The sequence below is a fragment of the Propionivibrio pelophilus DSM 12018 genome (assembly GCF_059569095.1).
On record NZ_JCANUT010000018.1, the window covers coordinates 12,091 to 35,603 of the forward strand.

Consider the following 23,513-nt stretch of genomic DNA (forward strand, 5'->3'; position numbering starts at 1 on the left):
ACACAGTGGATCTCGAAACGCTCAAGACCTGGCTGCAGGCCGTCAACATGCTCGGCACCTTTGCCCTCGGCTGTTGGCTGTACCTGGAGAAGCGCAGCGACAAGACCAACGAGCGCGTCACGCAGCTGGCCAACGAAGTCGACGATCTGGGCAAGGCCGTCACCGGCCTCAAGGCGGGTGCTGACGCGGCGCCCAGCCACGCCGATATCGCCAAGGTGTACGAGTCGATCAACGAGTTGGCGGCGACCGTGAATCAGCTGGTCGGCGAGAACCGCGGCCAGTCCGACACCCTGCGCCTGATCCTCAACCAGATCACCCAACGAGGAATGAATCCATGACCGAACAGGAGAAGAGACGGCGCGCATCGCTGCTCTCCACGCTGGCCTTCGAACCGGCGCTGACCGTAGCGCGCCTGCGGTCCGAGCTGGAGACGATCCACGGCTTGTCCTGCAGCGCCGATCTCATCCGCGCGGATCTTGGCTGGCTGGCCGAAATGGGCCTGGTGCGCTGGAACGGCGAGATCGCCCAATGCACCGAGCGCGGCAAGGATGTCGCCGCGCTGCGGGCGAAGTTCCCCGGGGAGGCGTGATGGCCAGGGTATCCCAAAGCCAAAGAAGTGCCGTCTCGGTGATCGCCCATGCCATCCTGATCAAAGACATGTCGGGCAAAGTAAAAGGATTCCAAGGCTTTTACGATTTTTGGCTGAAGGATCTCTCGGCCAATGATCGGGCGCTGGTGAAGCTGTTTCTTGAGGAGCTGAAGCGCATTCCAGCCGATCTCCTAAAAATGATCGAGGAGGAGAAGCGCAATGGCACACCCTCCTGAAAAGCGCCTCGAACTACGCACCGCCTACATCGGCGGACTGCCCCTCGAAGCGGCCGCCGACAAGGTGGCCGTGCCGTATGCCACGGCGCGCAACTGGTTCGTCGCCGCGCGCAAGGATGGCGACGACTGGGACAAGTTCCGCGCCGCCAGCCTGATCGTCGCCGGCGGCGGCATCGAGCAGGCGATGGGCCGTATCATCGCTGCCGGACTGATGCGCTGCGAGGCGCTCCTGGAGCGCGTCGGCGAGATCGAAGACCCGGCCGCCGCGGCCGACGCCGTGGCCTCGCTGGGCGACACCATGTCCAAGCTGCGCGTGGCGGCCAAGTCGTTCATGCCGGAAACGTCCGAACAGGCCGTCGCCATTGACACCTTGAAGGCGCTGGCCGTCTGGGCCGGCAACGCCGCCCCGGCTCGCGGCATGGTGCTGGCCGAGCTGCTCGAAGGCTACGCCACGGTCAGGAAGCTGCAGATCGCCGCACCACTCGAAGAGCTGCGCGCCCGCGCCCGTGCCGCCGGCGCCGTCGATTCCGACAAGGCCACCGGCCTCTCCGACGAGTCGGCCGACGCGATCCGCGCCAAGATCCTCGGAGTCGGCAAGTGATCAACGGCGCGACCGAGGCCCGCGAAGCCCGCACGCCGATGGCGCTGCTGCCGTACCAGCAGCGCTGGTGCGCCGATCGCGCCCAGGTCAAGGTGATGGAGAAGTCCCGCCGGATTGGCCTCTCCTGGGGCGAAGCCGCCGACACCGCACTGCTCGCCGCCTCGGCCTCGGGCATGAACGCCTTCTACATCGGCTACATGAAGGACATGGCCAAGGAGTTCATCGCCGACTGCGCCTCGTTCGCCAAGGCCTACAGCCTGGCCGCCGGCGACATCTCCGAGAGCGAGGAAGTCTGGTTCGAGGGCGAGGAGAAGAAGTCGATCTTCGTCTATACCCTGCGCTTCCAGTCCGGCTGGCGCATCGAGGCGCTCTCCTCCGCCCCGCGCAACCTGCGCGGCAAGCAGGGCCGCGTCATCCTCGACGAGTTCGCCTTCCACCAGAACCAGAAGGAACTGCTCAAGGCCGCGCTGGCGCTGCTGATCTGGGGCGGCGAGGTGCATGTCATCACCACGCACAACGGCGCCGAGAACGAGTTCAACCAGCTGGTGCTCGACATCCGCGCCGGCAAGAAGCCCTACAGCCTGCACCGCGTTACTTTCCGCGATGCGATCGCCGACGGCCTGTACGAGCGTGTCTGCCTGCGCACCGGCAAGACGCCGACGGTTGCCGATCGCGACGCCTGGGTGCAAGGCATCTACGACCAGTACGGCGCGGCCGCCGAGGAAGAACTCGACTGCGTGCCGACCAACAGCGGCGGCGCCTGGCTCTCCCGTGCCCTGATCGAGGCGCGCATGCACGATGCGCCGGTGCTGCGCTGGAAACCGCCGGCCTCCGACTTCTCGCTGTGGCCGGAACACCTGCGCACCGCGGAAATGCGCGACTGGCTGGACACCCACGTCCGCCCGGTGCTGGCCACGCTCGATCCCGAGCTGCGCTCCGGCTTCGGCATGGACTTCGGGCGCAGCGGCGACTTGTCGGTGCTGCTGCCGTTCCAGGTCGCCAAGAACCTGCGCCGGCGCTTCGCCTTCGCCCTGGAACTCTCGAACTGCCCGTTCGACCAGCAGCGCGAAGCCCTGTTCTACATCGGCGAACGCCTGCCGCGCCTCTTCGCCGGCAAGCTCGACGCCCGCGGCAATGGCCAGTACCTCGCCGAGAAGGCCGTGCAGAAGTGGGGTCAGGGGCGCATCGAGGCGGTGATGCTCTCGCAAGCCTGGTACCGCGACAACACCGCGCCGTTCAAGGCCGCGCTGGAAGACGGCACCGCCGAACTGGTGCGCGACGCCGACCACCTCGACGATCTGCGCGCTTTTCAGGTCATCAAGGGTATCCCGCTGCTGCCGGACACCCGCACCAAGGGTCAGGACGGCCAGCAACGCCACGGCGACGCCGGCGTGGCCTACCTGCTCGCCTACGCCGCCAGCCGCGCCGAAGGCATCGCCACGACCGAAGGTTTCCAGTCGGCCCCGCGTCGCGGATCGGGTAGCGATGACGACACCGGCAGTACCTCCAGGAGAATGTTGTGAGCAAGATCGTCGACCAATACGGCAAACCCATCGACAAGGGCGCCCTCAAGGAACCGCAGACCGCCCGCGTGTCCAGCCTGCAGAACGAGTACCTGACCAGCAACCTGGACGGATTAACGCCGGCACGCCTGGCGGCGACGCTGCGCAACGCCGACAACGGCGACCTGTGGGCGCAGCACCGCCTGTTCTCCGACATGGAAGAGCGCGATGCGCACCTGGCGGCCGAGATGGGCAAGCGCAAGCTGGCGCTGCTCGGCCTGGACTGGAGTATCGAGCCCCCGCGTAACGCCAGCGCCGCCGAAAAGGCGCACGCCGAGTGGCTGACCGAAGTCCTCACAGATGCCGTCGATCCGATCGAGGATCTGATCCTGGCGCTAATGGACGGCGTCGGCCACGGTTTCGCGCCCGTCGAACTGGAGTGGCGGCGCGACGGCGGCGAGCTGCTGCCGGCCTTCTTCCCGCGCCCCCAGGAGTGGTTCCGTCTCGATTCCACGCGCCGCGAGATCCGCTTGCGCGACATCTCCGCTGACGGGGCCCCGCTGCAGCCGTTCGGCTGGGTCTTCCACACCCACGGCAAGGCCAAGACCGGCTACCTCGGCCGCCTCGGCCTGCACCGCGTGCTGTCCTGGCCGTTCCTGTACAAGGCCTACGCGATCGGCGACTTCGCCGAGTTCCTGGAAACCTTCGGCCTGCCGATCATCCTCGGCAAGTACTTCGCCGGCGCCAGCCAGGAGGAGAAGGCCAGCCTGATGCGCGCCGTCACGGCCCTGGGCCACGACGCCCGCGCCATCATGCCGCAGGACATGGAGCTGGAAGTGCAGAAGATCGTCGGCGGCGGCGACTCGACGCCACACCTGGCGATGGTCGACTGGGCCGAACGGTCGATCTCCAAGACTATTCTCGGCCAGACCATGAGCGCGGAAGCCAAGTCGACAGGCATCGGCTCGGGCAACGCCGACCTGCACAAGGAGGTGCGCCACGACATCCTGCTGGCGGATGCCCGCGAGATCGCCGGCACGCTCATGCGCGATCTGCTCTACCCGCTCATCGCCCTCAACCGCGGCAACATCGACGGCCTGCGCCGTTGCCCGCGCTTCGTCTTCGATACCGGCGAGGCCGAGGACATCAAGCTCTTCGCCGAGGCACTGCCGGAGCTGGTCGGTGTCGGCATGCAGATCCCGGTCGCGTGGGCACACGACAAACTGCGCATTCCCGAGCCGGCCGACGACAAGGAACCGATCCTGCGTATCGCTGCCCCGGCCAACGTGCTGAACCCTGAACTCCGCCCGGAGCCAGGCAAGGCCACGCCGGCGGATAAGGCTGCGCTGGCAGCCCTGTCCGGTGCCGCCCCGTTGGTCCCGGCCCCGGACACCGCCGACCGGTTGCTGCCCGCGCTGGCTGACGCCGCAGGCGCCCAGCTCGCCGGCTGGATCGATGACATCGAGCAGCTGCTGGCCACGGCAGACAGCCTGGAACAGTTCCGCGAAATGCTGCTGGCGCGTTACGCCAGCCTGCCGGCCGAAGAATTGGTCGGCGTAATGGCGGCCGCGCTCAGTGTCATCGACCTGCGCGGCCGCGCTGAAGTGCTGGCCGGAAAATAATGCCTCGCGTTGGAATCGACGGCGGGTTCGATCTGCCCTTCCAGGAGCAGATCACCTTCTTCCGCCAGAAGCTGAACCTGCCCACCGAACGCTGGGACGATATTCGCCACGCCGCGCACGACCGCGCCTTCGTCGTTGCCGGCGCGATGAAGGCGGATCTGTTGGACGATTTGCGCCAGGCCGTCGACAAGGCCATCGCCACCGGCACCACGCTGGCCACCTTCCGCAAGGATTTCCGGCAGATCGTCGGCCGGCACGGCTGGCAGGGCTGGACGGGCGAAGGCAGCAAGGCCGGTTTTGACTGGCGCACCAAGGTCATCTACGAAACCAACCTGCGCAGCAGCCATGCCGCCGCCCGCTGGGCGCAGATGAACGATCCGGCCTTCAAAAAGCTGTTTCCGTACTGGCGTTACATTCACAACGACGGCGTACTGCGCCCGCGGCCGATGCACAAACGCTGGGGCGACATGCGCCTGACCTTGCCCGCGGACGATGCCTTCTGGCAAAGCCATTACCCCCCCAACGGCTGGGGCTGCCGCTGTCGCGTCACCGCCGCGGCCGGTCCGGCCGAGGGCGACAGCACGGCCCCGCCGGAAGGTTGGAACGCCATTTCCCCAGCGACCGGTGCGCCGGCGGGAATCGACAAGGGATGGGGCTATGCGCCTGGGGCGCAGGTCGCTCCGCTGCTGCAGGCGACCGGTCAGAAGATGGAAAAAGCGGCTCGCCCGATCGCGCGCGAGTACTGCGCCACGTTGCGCGGGGCCCCGGTGTTTGAACGCTTCCTGTCCGGTCGCGTGGAAGGGGAGTTCCCGGTCGCCGTGCTCGACGAGGCAACGCAAGCATTGCTCGAAAGCCAGACCTGCGTCGTATCGTTTTCGCAGGCCAGTGCCGCGGAACATGCAGCGCGGCACCCGGAAATCACCGTGGCCGACTATCGAAAGATCCAGCAAATGCTGGATAGCGGCCAGATCTACCGCCAGGGCGATGAGCGGCTTATCTACCTGTGGTCGGATGAAAAGGCCTATCGCGCCGCCATCAAGCGCACCGCCGACGGCGGCAAGAACTACCTGCTGACGCTGTTCCGCAATACCAAAGAAAAACCGCCCAAGGGGGCGGTGCGTATTCGTTGATCCGGGGGCCAAGTTGGCGACCTTGGTTACCTCATCAAGCCTTTCGGCCTGGGCAAGTCAGCCTGATAACCCCCCGGTGATTGCAGTATAGCCCTGCCTCGAGACAAAGACCATGCTCCGCATTTCCGTCGATGACCATGAAGTGTTGGCCCGCCTGGGCCAGCTGATCCGCCGCGGGAAGAACCCGTCGCCCGTGCTGCAAGGCATTGGCGAGGCGCTCGCCGAATCGACCCAGCAACGTTTTCAAACCAGCACCGGGCCGGAGGGCCGGCGCTGGGCGGGAAATTCCGACAGCGTGTTGCGCCGGATACTGCACAGCACGAAAGGCAATTTCACCAAGAAAGGCGGGTTGTCCGCCAAGGGCAGCCGTCGGCTGGCCGGAAAGAAGCCGCTGGTCGATACCGGCGTCCTGGCCGATACCATCCACTACCAGGTTGCGGGCAGCAGCGTCAGCATCGGCACCAACCGCTTTGCCGGCGAAATGGAAAACGGCGCCGCCGTCCACCAGTTCGGCGGACTGGCCGGACGCGGCCGCAACGTAAAAATCCCCGCACGCCCCTTCCTTGGCTTCTCGGCCTCGGACCGCAGCACCACTCTCGATCTGTTGGCGCGATTTCTGGCTCCATGAAAAACCCCGGCGCGGGGCCGGGGCGAAAACCACAGAATCGCGCTCTGGGCGTGTTTTGCATGACTGGGGCGACAAGGGTACCAGATTGGAGAGACCCCCGCGTTAACCCCGCGTTAACTTTCGCCCAATAGGCGCTCTCTCGGGGAGAAGGACGTTTTCTTTTCGGGTTTTCCCAAAAATGCCATCTCCAGCGCCTCGCAGTCGGCATCGCACAGCGCCAGCAATTCGTCCGCCGCCACCATCAGCCGGCCCACCGTCTCCAGTTCACGCAATATCGGCCGGGCCGCCTCGCCGACTGGGATCGCCTGATCGACCGAGAAGACCACCGCGCGCACCGCGCCCAGCCGGCTGGCTAACGAATACAGGACATCGGGGACGTCGGCGCGGCTCATGCGTCACCCCCTTTCGGTGCAGTCAGCGCCAGTGCTGGCGCTTGCAGCAAGTGCCGGCCGACCGCGTCGAGCGCAATCGCCAGCGACTGATTGTTCGAGGCGATCAGGAAGCGCTGCGCCGCGCGTTCCTGCGCCGCGGCCAGCCGTTCCTGCTCGACGGCCAGGTGCCGCGCGGCCACGGCGGCGATCAGTTCCGGGCTGCATTCCGGCTCACCGGACCCGAGCGAGAACTGGTACTTGCCGTGGATCACCAGGCTCGCGGTGGTCCGCGAAATCCCCAGGGCCTTGGCCGTGGCGGCGATGTCGTTGCCGGCCACGAACATCTCCAGCGCAAGGCGTTCTTTTTGCCGCGTCATCTTCAGGCCCGGCAGCACGGGCAGCGGGGCCGGGGGCGCGACCGGCGCCGGGGACGCCTCCAGCGTCTGCGCCGCCCAGGCGCGGAACTGCTTGGCGCGCGCCGTGTTGGCGAAGAAGCCGAGCTTGGTGCAGCCGGTGGCAGAGAAGATGCGAGTTAGACGTGACTTTCCGTCACGGCAACTCAAATTGAGTTGCCGTGTGTCGGTATCGGTGAATTCGTCGGCGTGCCGGTTGTACAGGTTGCGAATTCATTGATCCGCATTGGCCTCGTTGTAGCCGAGGCAGCGGCCAGCCTGTTCGGCGGTCAGCCAGTGCTTGCCGGCGTGGTCAATGATCGAAACGGGGGAACCGAAGAACTCGGCGGTGATGAGGTGCTGCTCAGCCATGATGGCCTCCTTAGGTTAAGTTGATGGCCCCGCTCCGGTTAGTAGCCGGTGCGGGCGGTCGGGCCTCAACTGGGTCCTAAGGAACCCGGCGCTCATTCCCCCGAAGGGTGTTGTATTCGGCGCTCTCGACCCGACCATTGGATGCTTCTGAAACAACAACGCCCACGGGCGTGGGCGGCAGTCGCTGCTGGTCGGTGCAGCTTCCGCCTTAGGTTTAGTGCGGCTGATATTACGCCTGTGCCAAATATCGCGCAAGCGGCGGCATCGACCGGAGCGGGGGCGGCGCGTTAAAATGCCGGCCGACGATTACGGGGAAACCATCATGCCGCACACCTTCAATCTTGAGCGCTTCGAGGAGGCCGCCCGGCAGAACGGCGTCCGTTACTGGATCGCCCACGAGTTCATGACGGCGCTGGGTTATGAGACCTGGTCGTCCTTTCAGAAGGTGATCAACAAGGCGATGGCGTCCTGCGCCGCGCTCAATGTGCAGATACCGGAAGTGTTCATTCCGGGCACCTTTGTTGAAGACGGCAAGGAAGTGGATACCTTCCGGCTGACGCGCTTTGCCTGTTTCCTGGTTACCATGCACGCGGACTCGAAAAAGCCGCAGGTGGCCCAAGCCAAGACGGTCCTGGCCGCAATCGCCGACGCGCTGGTCGAGCAGCAGATCCAGCGCGATGCGCTGGAACGGATCGAGGTGCGCGAGGAACTCAAGGGCGGCGAGTCGATCATGAGCGCGGTGGCGCACCACGCCGGACTGCAGTCCACGGAGTTTGGCATCTTCAAGGATGCGGGTTTTCGCGGCATGTACAACCTGTCGCTACAGCAGTTGGTCGAGCGCAAGGGTGCGCCGGTGGAAAAGGGCCGGACGCTCTACGATTTCATGGGCAAGACGGAACTCGCAGCGAATCTTTTCCGGGTTACGCAGACGGCGGAACGGATCAAGAATGTCGGCGCGTCCGGGGTCAAGCAACTCTCCGCGACAGCGCAGGAAGTCGGGAAAGAGGTGCGCGGCATCATGCTCAAATCGAGTGGCGTGGCGCCGGAGAATCTTCCGCTCGAAGAAGACCTGAAGGCCGTAAAAGGCCGCTTGAAGTCGGCCGCAAAGCAGATGCGCAAGCTCGACGCGCCAAAGAAGGCGGCAGTAAAGAAAAATTGAGGGGGGCTTCGCGGCGCCTTCCCGCCCCGGGCGCCTCAACGCACGGGGAAATACTTGAATGCGCGCTGTGTTGAATTGATCATTGTCCAGTCAACGGCGGGAAGTCGCTCGCGGACAGCGCGTGCGGACTGTTTCAATTGCTCCACGGCCTTGTTCGTGCCCGCTGCCGCGCAGAGCCCGTCTGCGCAGGCGTCGGATAGAATCGCCAGGGCGTCATTCACTTCAGCCATGCTCGAACAGCGGCATGCCTTGATGTAGTTGACCATGACGGTTTGTGCCAGCTCGGCGGCATTCTCTTGAGTGATCATTGAATCCTTCCCCCTGAAAGTGAAGAAAGTATCCCGACGGGGATAGCGCGTCGATACTAAAGCCCTTTAGGTGAGCCCGTTGCGTCAGCCCGGCATCATCAGGGCATGAAACGCAATCGCACAGCCATCAACACCGCCGTCGCCGCCTTGGGCGTTGAGATCGTCGAAGTCGCAGACCTCACGGCCGCGCCGAAGGATTTTCGCCTGTTGCCCGCGGGGTCGTTCAAGTCGAGCGACGGCAGCGGCCGCCCGGTCGAATGCGGCGCCTGGGTGCTCACCGACGAGGACGGCGCCCGCCTGGTCGCCGAGATGGCCGCCCGCGGCTCGGCCCGCGTCATCGACTACGAACACGCCACGCTGCACGCCAAGAAGAACGGCTCGCAGGCACCCGCCGCCGGCTGGTTGAAACGGCTTGAATGGCGGCCCGGCGACGGGTTGTGGGCCATTGGTGTCGAGTGGACGGCGCTGGCCGCGCAACAGGTCGCCGACAAGCAGTATCGCTACGTCTCCCCCGTCTTCACCTACGACGACGAAACCGGCCGCGTCCAGACATTGCTGCACGCCGCCCTGACCAATGACCCCGGCCTGGATGGCCTCACCGATCTTGCGGCCCTGGCCGCCGAACTCTTTCTTTCCCCGCTCAACCCACAGGAGAACTCGATGAACGAGATGCTCAAGAGACTGCTCGCCGCCCTTGGCTTGCAGGAAACCGCAACCGAGGCCGAGGCGCTTTCCGCCGTCGCGGCGCTGAAGACCAACGTCGCCGCGCTGACGGCCCAGGTTGCCACGCCCGATCCGGCGAAGTTCGTGCCAATGGCGACGCTCACCGCGCTCCAGGGCGAAAACGCCGGCCTGGCGTCCAAGGTCGCCGCGCTGCAGGCGGAGCTCGACGGCGGCAAGCTCGACAAGCTGATCGAGGACGCCAAGGCCGCCGGCAAGATCACCCCGGCGACCGAGCCGACGATGCGCGAGATCGGCAAGAAGGATTTCGCCGCGCTCTCGGCGCTGATCGACGCCTCGACGCCAGTGGTCAAGCCGAACGAGACGCAGACGGGCGGCAAGGGTGGCGCCGAAGGCACGGCCGCGCTCTCGGCCGAACAAAAACAGGTGATCGCCGCGCTGGGTATGACGGCCGATCAATTCACCAAAGCCAACAAGGAGGCGTAATTAATGACTGCTCTGACTGCGGCGCGTAACACCAAGGAGCGAATCGGCGAGACGTTCGATTTTCCGATCAAGGCTGCGACGGCCTGTTTTCAAGGCGGCCTGGCTGTCATCGACGCGGGCTACGCCGCCCCCGGCCGTACGGCGACAGGGCTTGTGGCCGCCGGCGTGTTCACTGAAAGCGCCACGGCCGTGGCGGCGGGCGATGCGATCGCGCGGGTCAAGCGCGGCGTCTTCAAGTTCGCCAACTCGGCCTCGACCGACCTGATCGCCCAGGACGACGTCGGCGTCGATTGCTACATCGTCGATGACCAGACCGTAGCCCTGACCAGCGGTTCGAGCACCCGCTCGCGCGCCGGGAAGATTGTCGCCGTCGATGCAGACGGCGTCTGGGTCCAGGTCGGGCTGGGTCTGTAATCAACCTCTCATTACGGAGACATCATGATCATCACTGCCGCTTCGCTCATCGCCCTGCAACAGGGCTTCAACGCCGCGTTCATGCAGGGCTTCGGCTCGGTGACGCCCTCTTGGAATCTGGTCGCCATGCGCGTGCCGTCGTCTGCCGACATCGAGAACTACGGATGGATGAAGGAACTGCCCGGCATGCGCGAGTGGGTTGGCCAGCGCGTCATCCATAATCTGGAATCCGCCGGCGCACAGCTCAAGAACAAGCATTACGAGCACACCATCGGCGTGGACCGCAACCACATCGAAGATGACAAGCTGGGGATCTACGCACCGATGTTCTCGATGCAGGGCGAGATCGTTGCCCGGCATCCGGATGAACTGGTATGGGGCCTGCTACCGACGGGCTTCGCCACCAAGGGGTTCGACGGCCAGTATTTCTTCGATACCGATCACGTCGGTTATACCGCCGCCGGCGCGGAGACCTCCTGGAGCAATACGGGCGGCGGTTCCGGGGCGCCGTGGTTCCTCCTGGATCTGTCGCGCAACTTCATGAAGCCGGTGATCTTCCAGGATCGACGCGCCGCCGAATTCGTCAGCCTCAACAAGTCGAGTGACATGAACGTGTTCATGGACCGCCAGTACCTCTTCGGCGTCGATGCGCGGCACGTCGCTGGCTTCGGCTTTCACCAGTTGGCTTACGGGTCGAAGGCGACACTCGACGCGGCCGCGTTTGCCGCCTCGCGCCTGGCGCTGGAAACGCAGCGCCGCCCGGACGGTTCGCCGTTGCCGGTGCAGGCCACGCACCTGGTGTGCGGGCCGAGTCGCCGCGCCGAGGCCGAAGCGGTGTTGATGAAGGAATACCTGGCGGCTGGAGAGACCAACACCAACTACAAGGCGGTCAATCTGGTCGTTAATCCCTGGCTCGGTTAACCGCGAACGCTTAACCCCAGTCCCTTCCCCGGAGGGGGCTTCATTCAGCGTTTGCCGCATTTGCCTCAGTCACCAGGAGAGATCATGGCTTCCAAGAAAACCGCAGCAAAGACCGCCACAACCCCGACCGAACCCGCGAATACTTCAGCGCCCACCGCTGGGGAAAACGCTGAAGTGTCGGCGACGGGGGCCGCGCAAGCGGCTCCCCACGTCGAGACAGAAAGCGCGCCTCCGGCAACTTCGACCGCAGAGGAGAAGGAATCTCCCCTCGAGGGGGATGAGAAGGCGACGGACGATGGCGCAGCGCAAGGCGACAACCTGGTTGTCACGCATCTGGTCGTGCGCTCGCTGGTTCCCGGTTTCCGCCGCGGCGGGCGCGCCTGGCCGACCGAGGAGGTCAAGGTCTCCGTCGACGAGTTCTCCGACGAGCAGCTCAAGCAGATCATGATGGAGCCGCTGCTCAACGTGTTGCCGGTGGCTGAGTAAATGCCCTATCTGCTCCCTTCCGATCTGCTGGCGCGTTTCGGCGCCGATGAGCTCGCGCAGATCGCCGATTTCAGCGTGCCCCGCGTGGTCACGGGGGGGCTGCTGCAAGCGGCCGTGAACGGCGCGGACATGTCGCCCTGGTCGGCGTCGGACATCGAGGCGGTAACGGCCGTCCTGGCCGCCTTGACGCGGGCGATCGACGATGCGCAGTCGGAGATCGACAGCTACCTATCCAGTCGCTATAGCGTGCCGATGGCCACGCCGTCGGCCGTCATCAAGCGGCTGACCGGGGACATCGCGCGCTACTGTCTTTGCGGCGACATTGCGACGGAAACGGTGCAGAAGCGCTATGACGCGGCCGTGGCCTTCCTGCGCAACGTCGCGGCCGGCAAGGCGGCGCTCGGCATCGAGGCAGAAACGCCGGCGCCCACCGGCGGGATTGTTGAAATCAGCACCTCGGCCAAGGTGTTCGGTCGCTCGGATCGGGGCTTGTGATGCTGCGCCAGGCCGAGTCTGAGTTGCTGACGCTGTTTCGCGGTTCCGCGCTGGCGAGCCGGTTGCGCACCATCGGCCCCTTGCCGGAGCTGGCGGAAGCGGATCTGGTCCGTCATTTTTCCCTGGAAGCGCCCGCACTGTATGTCGATAGCGCACCGTTTCGCATGATCGAGCCGGGCCTGGCCGAACTGCGCTTCGAAATCCTGTTGCTGGCTCGGCAAACCCGCGACATCGCCGAGGGGAAACGTGGCGACGGCGTGGCCATCGGCCTTTATGACCTGGTGGATTCCTGCCTGTCGCTGATTGATGGCGCGATCACCGCCAGCTGCGGCTGGCGCGCCGTGTCCGTCGATTTCTTGCGCGATCCGGCCTTCTTCAAGGCAGGCTTCGTACCGGCGTCGATCGTCCTCGGCGGAAGGGTGCGAGTCGATGCCCCGGTCTCGGAATCCGACCTCGCCGACTTCAAGACCTTCGCCGCCGATTACGACGTCGATCCTCACCAGGCGGCGAGCGAGCACAACAAGTGGCTGCAGGAGCCGCCGGATCACAGCACGTCGACGCCTGAACTCTCCGATCAACTCACCCTGCAGGAGTAAAAAAGTATGGGAAAAGTATTCGCCACGCCTAAAGCAGGCGTCCTCGTTCGCCACGAAAACGGCAAACAACTCAACCCCGCCGGCGAGCCGGTGGATCGCAACAGCTACTGGCTGCGCCGCGAGCGCGACGGCGACGTGACGCTGACCGACACGGCGGCCATCACGGTTGAAGAACCGGCAGCGCCCGCCAAGAAGACCGCCAAGGCCTGAGCCGCCCTTTCACTGATCACCGGAGCCCACTATGCCCGACAACATTACCTTCCTGACCATCCCGACCGACTGGCGGGTGCCCGGCCAGTACATCGAGATCGACCATACCAAGGCCGTGCGCGGCCTGCCCGGGATGGCCCGGCGCATCCTGCTGCTCGGCCAGCGCCTGGCCACCGGCACCGTCGCCGCCGGTCTGCTGACCCGCGTTACCCGCAAGGAAGACGGCGTTAATTTCTTCGGCCGCGGTTCGATGCTGGCGCAGATGATCACGGCGGCGATCAAGGTCAATCCCTACACCGAGATGTGGGCGCTGGCGCTCGACGATCTGGTTGCCGGCGTGGCTTCGACCTACACCGTCACGGTCACCGGCACGCCGACCGAGGCCGGCACGCCTTTCTTGTACATCGGCGGCAAGCGCCTCGCCATCGGCATCTCCATCGGCCAGACGCCGACCGAGATCGCCACGGCGATTGCCGCGGCGGTCAATGCGGATCTCGATCTGCCGGTGACTGCCGCCGCGGTGGCTGGCGTGGTTACCCTGACGGCGCGGCACAAGGGAGCGGAGACGGCCGGCATCGATGTGCGCTGGAACTACTACAGCGGTGAGACGATGCCCGCCGGCATTACTGCCGCGATCGCCGCCGGCGTCGTCGGGTCCGGCAATCCGGATGTGCTCACCGCGATCGCGGCGATGAGCACCGGCGCCTACTACAGCATCGTCATGCCCTGGTCGGATACGGCCAACATGACGGCGATGGAAACCGAGTTGCAGAGCCGCTGGGGCGGCATGGACATGCGCGCCGGGCACGTGTTCACCTTTACCGCCGGCACCGCCGCCGGGTTGTCGACCTACGGTTCCGCCCGAAACAGTCCGCACAGCACGGTGTTCGGCCTTAACAAGTCGCCGTCGCTTCCCTGGGTGATCGCCGCGCAGGCCGCTGCCGGTGTTGAATTCCGCGGCAGCAACGATCCGGCCGTGCCGTTCCGCGGCATCGCGCTGCCGGACGTCCTGGCGCCCGCCGAGGCCGACCGGCTGACGATGACCGAGCGCAACCTGGTGCTGCACGACGGGATCTCGACGATCATCTTCGACGAATCCGGCGCGGCGATCGTCGAGCAGGTGGTGACCACCTACCAGACCAACAGCTTCGGCATGGACGATCGCTCGCTGCTGAAGCTGAACACCAAGTGGACGGTCGATTACATGCGCTACATCTTCCGCTACGCGGTGGCGCGCGATTATCCGGCGCACAAGCTGGCCGGCGACGACGTCCTGGAGCGGATCGCCGCGGGGCAGAAGATTGCCACGCCGCGGCTGATCAAGAACACGCTGATCGCCGCCGCGGCCCAGCTCGAATACGTCGGCCTGCTGGAGGATCTCGACGACTTCAAGGAAAACATCCAGGTGCTGCGCTCCGAAGCCGACGAGTGCCGCGTCAATGCCGTGCTGCCGCCGAACGTGGTCAATCAGTTCGACGTCTTCGCCGCTGCCGTTCAATTCATTCTGTGAGGTAAGACATGGGACACAACACGGGACGCGCCTTTGTCACCGTCGCTGGCAAACGCCTGGCGACAAAGGAAGGCGCCAAGCTGGGCTTCGGCAATATGGAGCGCACCGCCAACATGGGCGACGCGGGGGTGCTTGGTTATACGGAAAAGCCATCGGTTCCGTATGTCGAATGCACCATCGCGCACGACGCCAACACCTCGTTGCAGGAACTGGCAGACATGACTGACGTGCCGGTGTTGTTCGACACCGACACCAAGAAGAGTTTTGTGCTGCGCAATGCTTGGTGCGCCAAGGCGCTGGAAATGGACAAGGGCGATATTGCAGTGCGTTTCGAAGCCATGTCCTGCGAGGAGGTCTGACGTGTCCGGAAAACTCCATCCACTGGGCTTCGTCTGCAAGGACGGTCGGATCATCGGCCCCCTCCGGCACGGCATGACGATCGAAGGCAACTTGCATAAAACCTTCGAATTGCGCGAGGCGACCGTCGACGACATTCTCGACGCTGAGACTGAGGCCGACGTCACCAAGCCGCTCAATTTCAACGCGCAGTTGATGGTACGTCAGCTCCTGCGTGTGGGCTCCTATGAAGGTCCGTTCACTCTGAACATGATCCGCCGCCTGAAGCCCGTTGATTGGCGGATTCTTCGCGCGGCCCAGTCGGAGGTCGACGACATGGGGGAAGGCGAACCGGCAAGCGAAGCGGCCTCCTGAACCAGGTGCTCCTGCTTGCCATGAAAACGGGTTGGAGCCGGAGCGAAATCCTCGCTTTGGCTCCCGCCGAATTCAACCACTACATCAACGTCATCGTCACCGCCAAGACTGATCCATGAGTAATCGCGATCTTTCCCTCGCCCTGCGCCTCTACGCCGACTCGGCCCGCTTCGTCGCCGGATTGACCCAGGCCGAGGGACGGACGCAGCGCTTTGTCGGCGGTGTAAAACGCGAGTTCGAGTCGCTAAAGGGCGCGCTGTCCAGCTTGCAGGGACAACTGGCCACCCTGGGCGTTAGTGTCGGCGCCGTCGCCACACTGGCGCAATCGGCACGCATGGACAAGGGGTTGACACAGATCGGCCAGACGGCTGGGATGTCTCGGGCTGAAGTCGATAAGCTGCGTCAGGAACTGTTCCGTATGGCCGGAGAAACAGGCCAGAACGTGGACGATTTGCAGAGCGGCTTCAATAGAGCTGTACAGGCAGGGCTGAATTTCAAACAGGCGTTGCCGGTCATTGATAGTGTAAACACGGCTGTTGCAGTAACTGGCGCGAGTGCGGATACGCTGGCCAGTGGTCTTACGGTGGCAGCAACCGCCTTTCAGTTTGATTTGTCGAAACCCAACCAGGCGTTGACGCTCCTCGACAAGATGACCGTCGCCGGCCGACTGGGGAATGCCGAACTTGAAAATCTGTCGAGCATCTTTGCGCGCGTTGGAGTGAACGCTTCCTCAGCTGGATTCAGCTTCGATAAAACGCTCGCGTTCATTGAAGGATTATCACAAGTTGAGATGCAGCCGGAACGGCTCGCAACTCTGGTCGATTCGACGATGCGCTTGTTCACTAATCAGGCGTATCGTGACGCCGCGCAGAAAGCGACCGGCGTCAACTTCAACGACAAGTCAGGCAAGCATCGCGACCCGATTGAAGTGCTGAAGGAAATCAAGGCCAAGTACGACAAGCTGAAGACGGACGCACAACGCGACGCGGCAATCAATATGGCGTTCGGAAAGGCCGACCTCGATACGATCAAGGGAATGCGTACGCTGCTCGGTACCGACCTGTTGAATAAAATTGGCGGCGAGTTCTCTACGGCAATAACGAACGCATCAGGTGCGCTGCAGGCCGATTTGCCAGCCGCGATTAATAACGCGTCTGACGCGACTGGACGGCTGCAGGCCAACCTGCGCAAAGCCGCCGATGCCTTTGTGTCACCGATCAATGAGACCTATACGAACCTCGTCAAGTGGGGGCTCGACAAGAAGGAAAATGGCGGGCTCGGCCTCGATGGCAATGATCTCCTCGTTGGCGGCGCGGCCGGTGCGCTCGGTATTTTTGGTGCAGCGCGTTACGGCGGCAAGGCGATCGGTGCGTTGGCAAAGCGTTTTGGTGGGACGGCCGCCGGTGTCGCTGAAGGCAAGGCGTTGGAGGCCGCCGCCGGGGTCACCCCGGTTTTTGTGGTCAATTGGCCAGCGACAATGGGGGGCAGTGTGGCCGATCTCGCTGGGGCAGTTGGTGGCGGCGGGATTGCGGCAAATGCCGGAAAGGTTGCGGGTCGGGCGAAAACGTTGGCGGTGTTGGCGGGCGGCTTGCCGTTGTCCGCCTGGGGAACGACAGCTGCAGGACTTGGAATGGCCGCGGCGGGAGTTTCGGCAGCGGGCGCGGTGGGTTACGGTGCGGGATCGCTTGTTAACTGGGGTGGGGAAAAGCTGGCGAAGGGAACCCGCATGGAGGGCTGGGGGACCGACGTGATCGGTGGATCGATCGCCCGTGTACTCGCCGTCTTCGGTAACGAGGAAGCGCGCCGTGCCATCGAGATGACCGAGAAGTTGCGCCAGGCAGAAGTGGGGGGCGAGATCCGCGTACGTATCGATCAGGACGGCCGCTTGTCGTCGGTGTCCGGAATCACGGTCAATCCGCGTATTCCGATCAATGTCGACGCCGGTCTCACGATGATGGATTGACGTCTCGATGAGCAAATACATCGCCCCCTGGCGCCGCAGCCTGCGCCCCGCCTCGTTCCGTGGCGTACCGTTCAGCGTCAAATCCAACCAGACGCAGGTCGGCCGGCGGGTGGCGCTGCATGAATACCCGCAGCGCGACGACGCCTATCCCGAGGATCTGGGTCTTAAGGCAGACCAATTCTCCATTGAAGCGATCATCATCGGTCCGGACTACATGCCGGCCCGCGATGCGCTGATCGCCGCGCTGAAGCAGCCCGGCGCCGGTGTGCTGGTGCATCCGTACTACGGCCGGCGCACCGTCACGCTGGTCAGCCCGGCGCGGATCTCCGAGTCGCCGGAGGAAGGCGGCCTGGCGCGCTTCTCCCTGGATTTTGTCGAGGCCGGCGAGAACGCCGAGCCGTCGGCGCGCGAGGATACGCAGGATGCCGTGGAGAGTGCGGCCGATGCGGCGAACACGGCGATCGCCGAGGACTTCGCGGTTGAGTACTCCCTCGATGAGGTGGCCGACTTCGTCGAGGCCGGCGCCCTTGATATGGCCAAGAATGCGATGACCGCCCTCGAGGCGGCCCGCAAGAATCTCGTCCCGGACCTTTCGATTCTTTCGGACTACACGGCGGCGGTGAGCGGCGTGGTGGGCAGCCTGTCCAGCCTGATCCGCGCCCCGGCCGCCTATGCACAGGGCGTGCTTGGATTGATCGGTTCGCTGAAGGCACTGGCCCAGAGCCCGTCTACGGCGCTGCTCTCCTACCGCAAGCTGTTTTCCTACGGCGGCGAGTATCCGTCGGTGTCGGCGACCACGCCGGCGCGCCAGCGCCAGGCGGCCAACCAGGCGGCCCAAGCCGCGCTGACCCGCCGGGCCGCGCTGATCGAAGGCGCGCGCGTGGCCAGCCGCGCCGAGTTCGCGACGTACGACCAGGCCGTGGCCATGCGCGACGATCTGGCCGATCGCCTGGATGACGAAGCCGCCGGCATCGTGCCGACGGCCGCCGATCCGCAGGCCGTCTCCGAGGACGTCTATCAAGCGCTGACCGCGTTGCGTGTCGCCTTGGTGCGCGACCTGACCGCCCGTTCGATCAATGCGCCACGCGTCGGGTCGGCGACGCTGCCGGCGACCGTGCCGGCACTGGTGGCGGCCTATGCCATCCACGGCGACGCGACGCGGGCCGATGAACTGATCGCCCGCAACGGCCGGTTGATCCGCCATCCGGGCTTCGTGCCGGGCGGCACGGCGCTGGAAATCATCACCGGGTGAGTTTTAAAGCCCTTTAGTTGGGTTGGCGGGAGGTTGCCGGTAGCCTCCTTGCATGGCTTCGACTTCCTCTTCCGGCATTGCCGAACTCAAGATCAACGGCGTCTATTACGGCGGTTGGAAGTCCGTGCGCGTGTCGCGCTCGATCGAGCAGATGGCCGGCACCTTCGAGCTGGAGATCACCGAGCGCTGGCCGGGGGAGCCGCAGGCCACGCCCATCCGTCCCGGGCAGTTTTGCCAGGTGTTTCTCGATGGCGAAGTGGTGATCACCGGCTGGGTGGATGTCGTCTCGCCGGACTACGACGCCGAGAAGCACACGATCCGCGTCTCGGGCCGCGACAAGACGGCCGACCTGGTTGATTGCTCCGCCATCCACAAGAGCGGGCAGTGGCACAACGTCAAGATCGAGCAGCTGGCCACCGACCTGCTGAAGGAATACGGCATCAGCCTGGTGGTCGAGGCGGACACGGGTAAGGCGTTTTCTTCCTGGAATATTCAAGAGGGCGAAACCGTCTTCGACTGTCTGGAACGCGCGGCCCGCATGCGCGCCCTGCTGCTGACCAGCAATCCGTCCGGCGATCTGGTGATTACCCGCGCCGGCAAGGATATCGCCGGTGTCTCCCTGGTCGAGGGGAAGAACATCAAGGCGGCACGCGCGGAGTTCTCCTGGAAGGAGCGTTTCTCCGCCTACGCCGCCAAGGGTTACGGCAAGCTCGGCCCTAACGGCGAGACGGAACATGCGGCCCCGGCGGCGTCGGTGGCGGATGAGATCATCACCAGGCATCGCCCGTTGATCGTGCTGGCCGAGAGTCATGGCGAGAACACCTCGCTGCGCGATCGCGCCGAGTGGGAACGCAATGTCCGGCGCGGCCGCAGTGTGCGCGGGTCGATCACGGTGCAGGGCTGGAAGCGTCCCGATGGGGCGTTGTGGCAGCCGAACCTGCTGGTACCGGTGACCTCGCCGCTGCTCTGGCTGTCGAATCCCGCCGAGCTGCTGATCGTCGGCTGTGTGTACTCGCTCGATGATCGCCAGGGCACGCTGACCGAGCTGGCGATCGCCCGGCCGGAATCCTTCCAGCTCCTCGAGGGCGTGGCCCAGTCGAAGTTGTTCGGCAAGCTGCGCACCAAGGAACAGCGCGAGAAGCGCGAGAAGGTGAAAGACTGGAGCTTCCTCTGATGGACGTCCGGACGTCCCTCTCCCGCATGCTGGCCCCGCTTAATCGGCGGGTGCGCCTGATGGTCGCCCGGGCCGTGGTCACGGCGATCAGTGATGCCGGGAAGATCCCGGCGGTGCAGGTGAAACTGCTCGACGGGGAAGTCCGCGAAGGCATTGAACTGCTGCATCAGCACGGTTTTTTCTCGCGCCCGCGCCTCAAGCCGGAGGGGGTGTATTTCTCGGTGGGCGGCGATCGCGACCACGGGGTGATGGTGGCCACCGCTGATCGCGGATCAGGCCGTCCGGATCTCGCCGCGGGGGAGACCGTGGTTTATACCGACGAGGACACGGCCAGCGACGGGCATCGCATCCATTTCAAGAACGGCCGGCAGATCGAGATCGTTGCCGGCGAGTCGAAGATCGTCCTGACGCCCGAGGGCATCACGATCACCGCGCCGGCGTTCGACCTGGTAAAGGCGGCCTGATATGCACGGAATCTCGCGTATTGGCATCGACACCGCCGGCGGCGTCATCATCGGTGCGCTACAGGATTTCGTGCGCGTCGAGGGCGCGCTGTGGTCGGTCCTGGGCGATCCGGTGGCGGGTCATGGCGACGTGCCGCACGCGGCCCCGGTCATGGCCCAGGGCAGTTCGTTTGTGCGCATCAACGGCATTCCGGTTTGTCGCGAAGGCCATCTGGCCAGCTGTGGCCATGCGGCGACCGGCAGCGCGGCCATGAGGATCAGCGAATGACCGACTTGCGCACGGTCTTCATCGACCTGGAACACGGCATTGATCTGGCGCTGGAGAACGCGCTGCTCGCGTCGGATGATGGCCTGGAGACGGCGGTTATCCTCTCGCTGTTCTCGGATGCCCGCGCCAAGGATGATGACGTGCTGCCGCTCGGCCAGACCGACCGCCGCGGCTGGTGGGCCGATGCTTGGCCGTCAGTCGATGATGATCGTTTTGGCAGCCGCTTGTGGCTGTTGCGTGCCGCCAAGCAGTTGCAGCAGGCGCTGAATGATGCCAAGGAATACGCTGAGGAGGCGCTGGCTTGGCTGGTGGAGGATGGCGCGGCCAAGGCCGTTGAGGTCGAGACCTTTATTCCCCGTGATGAAGTCATGGGGATGATCGTCCGCATCACCCGGCCGGACGGGACGCTGACCCCGATCCGCTTTGAAACCTTGTGGAACGCGATGTGACATGCCTTTTAATCGTCCCGATCTTCCGACCCTGATCGAACGCGCCGTCGCCGATCTCGAAAGCCGCCTGCCCGGGGCCGATGCCCGCCTGCGCCGCTCGAACCTCAATGTTCTGGCCCGCGTCCACGCCGGCGCGACGCACGGCCTGTACGGCTATCTCGATTGGCTGGCCAAGCAGATCCTGCCCGACACGGCTGACGCCGAGATCCTTGAACGCCACGCCAATATCTGGCTGGCCGCCGGGCGCGTTCCCGTGGCTTATGCCAGCGGCCAGGCGACGGTCACCGGCACGAACGGCGCGGTGATTCCTGCTGGCACGGTATTCAAACGCGCCGACGGCGCGGCATACGCCGTTGAAACCGAGGTGACGATCGCCGCCGGTACCGCCATCGTGACGATCGTCGCTGAGGTCGCCGGCCAGGCTGGGAACGCGGACGCCGGCAGCGCCTTGACGCTGGATTCCCCGATCGCTGGCGTTAATGCGGCCGCAACAGTAACGGCGGGCGCCCTGACTGGCGGCGCCGACGTCGAAGACGACGACAGCCTGCGCGCGCGCCTGCTCGAGCGCATTCAGCAACCACCGATGGGCGGCTCGAAAGCTGATTATGTGGCGTGGGCCAAGGAAGTGCCCGGCGTTACCCGCGCCTGGTGCTACCCGGAGGAACAAGGCGACGGCACGGTAACCGTTCGGTTCGTGCGCGACAACGACGCCAGTCTGATCCCGGATGCCAACGAAGTGGCCGCGGTGCAGGCGTACATCGACGAACTCCGCCCGGTCGCGGCGGAATTGTTCGTCGTAGCACCAGTGGCCGCGCCGATCGCCTTCCAGATTCACCTGGTGCCGGCGACCGCCAGCGTTAAAGCGGCAGTGGAAGCCAGCCTGCGCGATCTACTGTTGCGTGAAGCTGAGCCGGAAGGCGGTTACGGAGAAGGAAAGATTCTCGTCTCGCACATGCGCGAGGCGATCTCGCTCGCCGCCGGCGAGACGGATCACCAACTAGTGTCACCCGCCGCTGATGTCACGCCGACCGTCGGCCAGATGGCTACCTTCGGGAGCATCGCATGGGTATGACCGCCGACGCCTACCGGGAACAACTCCAGGCTTTGCTCCCCTTGGGGGATGCCTGGCCGCGCCGCCCCGACGCGCTGCTCACCAAGCTGCTCGCGGCCCTGGCCGAAGAACTGGCGCGCGTCGATGCGCGCTCTGACCAACTGCTCAGCGAAGCTCTCCCGGCCGCCGCCCTCGAGCTGCTCTCCGACTGGGAACGCGTCGCCGGCCTGCCCGACGCCTGCAGCGCCGAACTGGCCACCACGTTCGCCGAGCGCCGGCAGAACGTCGTGTCCGTGCTCACGCAACAGGGCGGCGCCAGCCGCGCGTGGTTTATCGCCTTCGCTGCGCGCCTCGGTTACGAGATCGAGATCGATGAGTTCCGACCGTTCATCACCGGCTTGAGCAAGTGCGGTGACGTGCTGAATGGTGGCCATTCGGTCCGCCACACCTGGCGCGTCCGCGTTTCCGGAGCGCGCTACACACCTTTCCGCGCCGGCGCGAGCCAATGCGGCGACCTGCTCGGAAAGATCACCCGCGCCGAGGATCTGGAATGCCGATTGAAGCGCCTGAAACAGGCCCACACCAATCTCATTATTTCTTACGAAGGAGCGTAAATGCAATACGTCCCCCCAGTCGGCGGCGCCGATAATGATCCTTACATCGACGGTAACCCGTCGTCGGGTGTTGAAGGAAGTGCAGTGCCTGCGGCGGCGATTGAGCATCCGATGCGCGAGATCGAGGCAGTTATTGTCGCGGCTGGATTGACGCCGGATGAGTCGCAGCTGGATCAATTATTAAGAGCGATTACCAAGGTTAAGGGTGTCCAGCGCTTCACCTCGAACGGCAGCTTCACTGTTCCGGCCGGCGTAACGACTATTTACGTTTCCGCCTGTGCTGGCGGCGGTGGTGGTGGTGGTAATGCCACCGTGGGAGATCCGAACATTATTTCCGGCGCGGGTGGTGGCGGCGCTGGCCAGTCGATCATCTGTCAGGAATATGCCGTGACACCTGGTGAAGTGATTCCCATCACAATCGGCGCAGGCGGAACGGCGGGCGCAGTGAATACTGTAGGCGGCGCGGGGGGGAACACCGTCGTCGGGGTGTTCGTCACGCTGACCGGTGGCTCCGGCGGTGGCGCCGGTAATGCATCGGAATATAGCGTTTATACGGCTGGCGCCGTCGGTGGTGTGGGATATCCGGCGGGGTTTAATGGCCAGGATACTGGGCCCGTGGGGCAGGGGGCATCGAGTGGCATGGGAGCTTCCTCGATATTTGGTACCGGAGGGCCCTCGGTTCGGGGGCAGCAGACTGGAAACGCCCAGTTTCAAGGGGTGGGGGGCAGCGGGCACGGTTCTGGCGGCTCGGGTGCTGGTGGGGTGTATGCGGCCGGCCTCAACACGACATTGACTTCAGCCGGTGCTACCGGTGGGGCTGGTGCTCCAGGTCTGGTCATCATCGAGTATTGATTAGGG

At 64.8% G+C, this 23,513-nt stretch carries 32 protein-coding genes; 28 read left to right on the forward strand and 4 right to left on the reverse strand.

Annotation, left to right across the window (positions count from 1 at the left end; genetic code table 11):
- Positions 1–5 precede the first annotated feature (5 nt).
- The 8 genes from BO74_RS09575 to BO74_RS09610 all read left to right on the forward strand — a co-directional run bounded on the left by BO74_RS09575 (position 6) and on the right by BO74_RS09610 (position 6,308).
- Positions 6–338: a DUF2730 family protein gene (locus BO74_RS09575; RefSeq protein ID WP_496441867.1), complete on the forward strand. Its 333-nt coding sequence runs from the start codon at positions 6–8 to the stop codon at positions 336–338.
- On the forward strand, positions 335–589 hold the full coding sequence (locus tag BO74_RS09580) for a hypothetical protein (protein ID WP_496441868.1): 255 nt from the start codon (positions 335–337) through the stop codon (positions 587–589). Before BO74_RS09575 ends, BO74_RS09580 begins: the two co-directional genes overlap by 4 nt.
- A complete protein-coding gene (locus BO74_RS09585; protein WP_496441870.1) occupies positions 589–825 on the forward strand; it encodes a hypothetical protein in 237 nt (78 codons plus the stop codon). The genes BO74_RS09580 and BO74_RS09585 overlap by 1 nt, the downstream gene beginning before the upstream one ends.
- Positions 809–1,426, forward strand: coding sequence for a DUF1804 family protein (locus tag BO74_RS09590; protein ID WP_496441872.1), 618 nt, complete (start codon positions 809–811; stop codon positions 1,424–1,426). The genes BO74_RS09585 and BO74_RS09590 overlap by 17 nt, the downstream gene beginning before the upstream one ends.
- Positions 1,423–2,949: a terminase large subunit domain-containing protein gene (locus BO74_RS09595; RefSeq protein ID WP_496441875.1), complete on the forward strand. Its 1,527-nt coding sequence runs from the start codon at positions 1,423–1,425 to the stop codon at positions 2,947–2,949. The genes BO74_RS09590 and BO74_RS09595 overlap by 4 nt, the downstream gene beginning before the upstream one ends.
- Entirely contained in the window at positions 2,946–4,550 is a 1,605-nt protein-coding gene (locus BO74_RS09600) for a DUF935 domain-containing protein (protein WP_496441876.1), read from the forward strand. The genes BO74_RS09595 and BO74_RS09600 overlap by 4 nt, the downstream gene beginning before the upstream one ends.
- Positions 4,550–5,680 (forward strand): phage head morphogenesis protein, encoded by a 1,131-nt coding sequence (locus BO74_RS09605; RefSeq protein WP_496441877.1) that lies wholly within the window; start codon positions 4,550–4,552, stop codon positions 5,678–5,680. The genes BO74_RS09600 and BO74_RS09605 overlap by 1 nt, the downstream gene beginning before the upstream one ends.
- Before the next feature lie 112 nt (positions 5,681–5,792).
- Entirely contained in the window at positions 5,793–6,308 is a 516-nt protein-coding gene (locus BO74_RS09610) for a phage virion morphogenesis protein (protein WP_496441879.1), read from the forward strand.
- Positions 6,309–6,421: 113 nt separating this feature from the next.
- Here BO74_RS09610 and BO74_RS09615 read toward each other — a convergent pair whose 3' ends face one another.
- The 3 genes from BO74_RS09615 to BO74_RS09625 form a co-directional block, all read right to left on the reverse strand.
- Positions 6,422–6,700: a hypothetical protein gene (locus BO74_RS09615; RefSeq protein WP_496441880.1), complete on the reverse strand. Its 279-nt coding sequence runs from the start codon at positions 6,698–6,700 to the stop codon at positions 6,422–6,424.
- Positions 6,697–7,242 carry a BRO-N domain-containing protein gene (locus BO74_RS09620; protein WP_496441881.1) on the reverse strand — a complete coding sequence of 182 codons (546 nt, stop codon included), beginning with the start codon at positions 7,240–7,242 and terminating at the stop codon, positions 6,697–6,699. The genes BO74_RS09615 and BO74_RS09620 overlap by 4 nt, the downstream gene beginning before the upstream one ends.
- Before the next feature lie 63 nt (positions 7,243–7,305).
- A complete protein-coding gene (locus tag BO74_RS09625) occupies positions 7,306–7,443 on the reverse strand; it encodes a hypothetical protein (protein ID WP_496441883.1) in 138 nt (45 codons plus the stop codon).
- A gap of 292 nt (positions 7,444–7,735) precedes the next feature.
- On the opposite strand from BO74_RS09625, the gene BO74_RS09630 reads away from it, so the two are divergent.
- On the forward strand, positions 7,736–8,602 hold the full coding sequence (locus tag BO74_RS09630) for a BRO family protein (RefSeq protein WP_496441885.1): 867 nt from the start codon (positions 7,736–7,738) through the stop codon (positions 8,600–8,602).
- Between the two features lie 35 nt (positions 8,603–8,637).
- Here BO74_RS09630 and BO74_RS09635 read toward each other — a convergent pair whose 3' ends face one another.
- On the reverse strand, positions 8,638–8,910 hold the full coding sequence (locus BO74_RS09635) for a hypothetical protein (protein ID WP_496441887.1): 273 nt from the start codon (positions 8,908–8,910) through the stop codon (positions 8,638–8,640).
- Positions 8,911–9,015: 105 nt separating this feature from the next.
- Here BO74_RS09635 and BO74_RS09640 point away from each other — a divergent pair, with 105 nt between their 5' ends.
- The 19 genes from BO74_RS09640 to BO74_RS09730 all read left to right on the forward strand — a co-directional run bounded on the left by BO74_RS09640 (position 9,016) and on the right by BO74_RS09730 (position 23,507).
- Positions 9,016–10,077, forward strand: coding sequence for a phage protease (locus BO74_RS09640; protein ID WP_496441889.1), 1,062 nt, complete (start codon positions 9,016–9,018; stop codon positions 10,075–10,077).
- A gap of 3 nt (positions 10,078–10,080) precedes the next feature.
- Complete coding sequence (locus BO74_RS09645) at positions 10,081–10,491, forward strand: hypothetical protein (RefSeq protein ID WP_496441891.1); 411 nt, start codon at positions 10,081–10,083, stop codon at positions 10,489–10,491.
- 24 nt (positions 10,492–10,515) lie between these two features.
- Positions 10,516–11,412, forward strand: a complete 897-nt coding sequence (locus BO74_RS09650) for a Mu-like prophage major head subunit gpT family protein (RefSeq protein ID WP_496441893.1) — start codon at positions 10,516–10,518, stop codon at positions 11,410–11,412.
- Between the two features lie 84 nt (positions 11,413–11,496).
- Positions 11,497–11,898 carry an HI1506-related protein gene (locus tag BO74_RS09655; RefSeq protein ID WP_496441894.1) on the forward strand — a complete coding sequence of 134 codons (402 nt, stop codon included), beginning with the start codon at positions 11,497–11,499 and terminating at the stop codon, positions 11,896–11,898.
- The gene (locus BO74_RS09660; protein WP_496441896.1) at positions 11,899–12,393 is read left to right on the forward strand and encodes a gp436 family protein; all 495 of its coding nucleotides are present in this window, start codon (positions 11,899–11,901) and stop codon (positions 12,391–12,393) included.
- On the forward strand, positions 12,393–12,989 hold the full coding sequence (locus tag BO74_RS09665; protein ID WP_496441897.1) for a hypothetical protein: 597 nt from the start codon (positions 12,393–12,395) through the stop codon (positions 12,987–12,989). Before BO74_RS09660 ends, BO74_RS09665 begins: the two co-directional genes overlap by 1 nt.
- Before the next feature lie 6 nt (positions 12,990–12,995).
- Positions 12,996–13,199 carry a DUF2635 domain-containing protein gene (locus BO74_RS09670; protein WP_496441898.1) on the forward strand — a complete coding sequence of 68 codons (204 nt, stop codon included), beginning with the start codon at positions 12,996–12,998 and terminating at the stop codon, positions 13,197–13,199.
- 31 nt (positions 13,200–13,230) lie between these two features.
- Positions 13,231–14,709 carry a phage tail sheath subtilisin-like domain-containing protein gene (locus tag BO74_RS09675; RefSeq protein ID WP_496441900.1) on the forward strand — a complete coding sequence of 493 codons (1,479 nt, stop codon included), beginning with the start codon at positions 13,231–13,233 and terminating at the stop codon, positions 14,707–14,709.
- Positions 14,710–14,717: 8 nt separating this feature from the next.
- A complete protein-coding gene (locus tag BO74_RS09680) occupies positions 14,718–15,068 on the forward strand; it encodes a phage tail tube protein (RefSeq protein WP_496441901.1) in 351 nt (116 codons plus the stop codon).
- 1 nt (position 15,069) lies between these two features.
- Positions 15,070–15,420 carry a hypothetical protein gene (locus BO74_RS09685; RefSeq protein ID WP_496441902.1) on the forward strand — a complete coding sequence of 117 codons (351 nt, stop codon included), beginning with the start codon at positions 15,070–15,072 and terminating at the stop codon, positions 15,418–15,420.
- A gap of 181 nt (positions 15,421–15,601) precedes the next feature.
- Complete coding sequence (locus BO74_RS09690; protein ID WP_496441903.1) at positions 15,602–17,383, forward strand: phage tail tape measure protein; 1,782 nt, start codon at positions 15,602–15,604, stop codon at positions 17,381–17,383.
- 7 nt (positions 17,384–17,390) lie between these two features.
- Complete coding sequence (locus tag BO74_RS09695; RefSeq protein ID WP_496441905.1) at positions 17,391–18,635, forward strand: DNA circularization protein; 1,245 nt, start codon at positions 17,391–17,393, stop codon at positions 18,633–18,635.
- Positions 18,636–18,687: 52 nt separating this feature from the next.
- A complete protein-coding gene (locus tag BO74_RS09700; RefSeq protein ID WP_496441906.1) occupies positions 18,688–19,809 on the forward strand; it encodes a phage baseplate assembly protein in 1,122 nt (373 codons plus the stop codon).
- Entirely contained in the window at positions 19,809–20,273 is a 465-nt protein-coding gene (locus tag BO74_RS09705) for a phage baseplate assembly protein V (protein WP_496441908.1), read from the forward strand. Before BO74_RS09700 ends, BO74_RS09705 begins: the two co-directional genes overlap by 1 nt.
- A 1-nt stretch (position 20,274) precedes the next feature.
- Positions 20,275–20,541: a PAAR domain-containing protein gene (locus BO74_RS09710; protein WP_496441909.1), complete on the forward strand. Its 267-nt coding sequence runs from the start codon at positions 20,275–20,277 to the stop codon at positions 20,539–20,541.
- Positions 20,538–20,990 (forward strand): phage GP46 family protein, encoded by a 453-nt coding sequence (locus tag BO74_RS09715; protein ID WP_496441910.1) that lies wholly within the window; start codon positions 20,538–20,540, stop codon positions 20,988–20,990. Before BO74_RS09710 ends, BO74_RS09715 begins: the two co-directional genes overlap by 4 nt.
- 1 nt (position 20,991) lies before the next feature.
- Positions 20,992–22,062, forward strand: a complete 1,071-nt coding sequence (locus BO74_RS09720) for a baseplate J/gp47 family protein (RefSeq protein WP_496441911.1) — start codon at positions 20,992–20,994, stop codon at positions 22,060–22,062.
- Positions 22,053–22,655 (forward strand): YmfQ family protein, encoded by a 603-nt coding sequence (locus BO74_RS09725; protein WP_496441912.1) that lies wholly within the window; start codon positions 22,053–22,055, stop codon positions 22,653–22,655. The genes BO74_RS09720 and BO74_RS09725 overlap by 10 nt, the downstream gene beginning before the upstream one ends.
- Positions 22,656–23,507: a glycine-rich domain-containing protein gene (locus BO74_RS09730; RefSeq protein ID WP_496441914.1), complete on the forward strand. Its 852-nt coding sequence runs from the start codon at positions 22,656–22,658 to the stop codon at positions 23,505–23,507.
- Positions 23,508–23,513 lie beyond the last annotated feature (6 nt).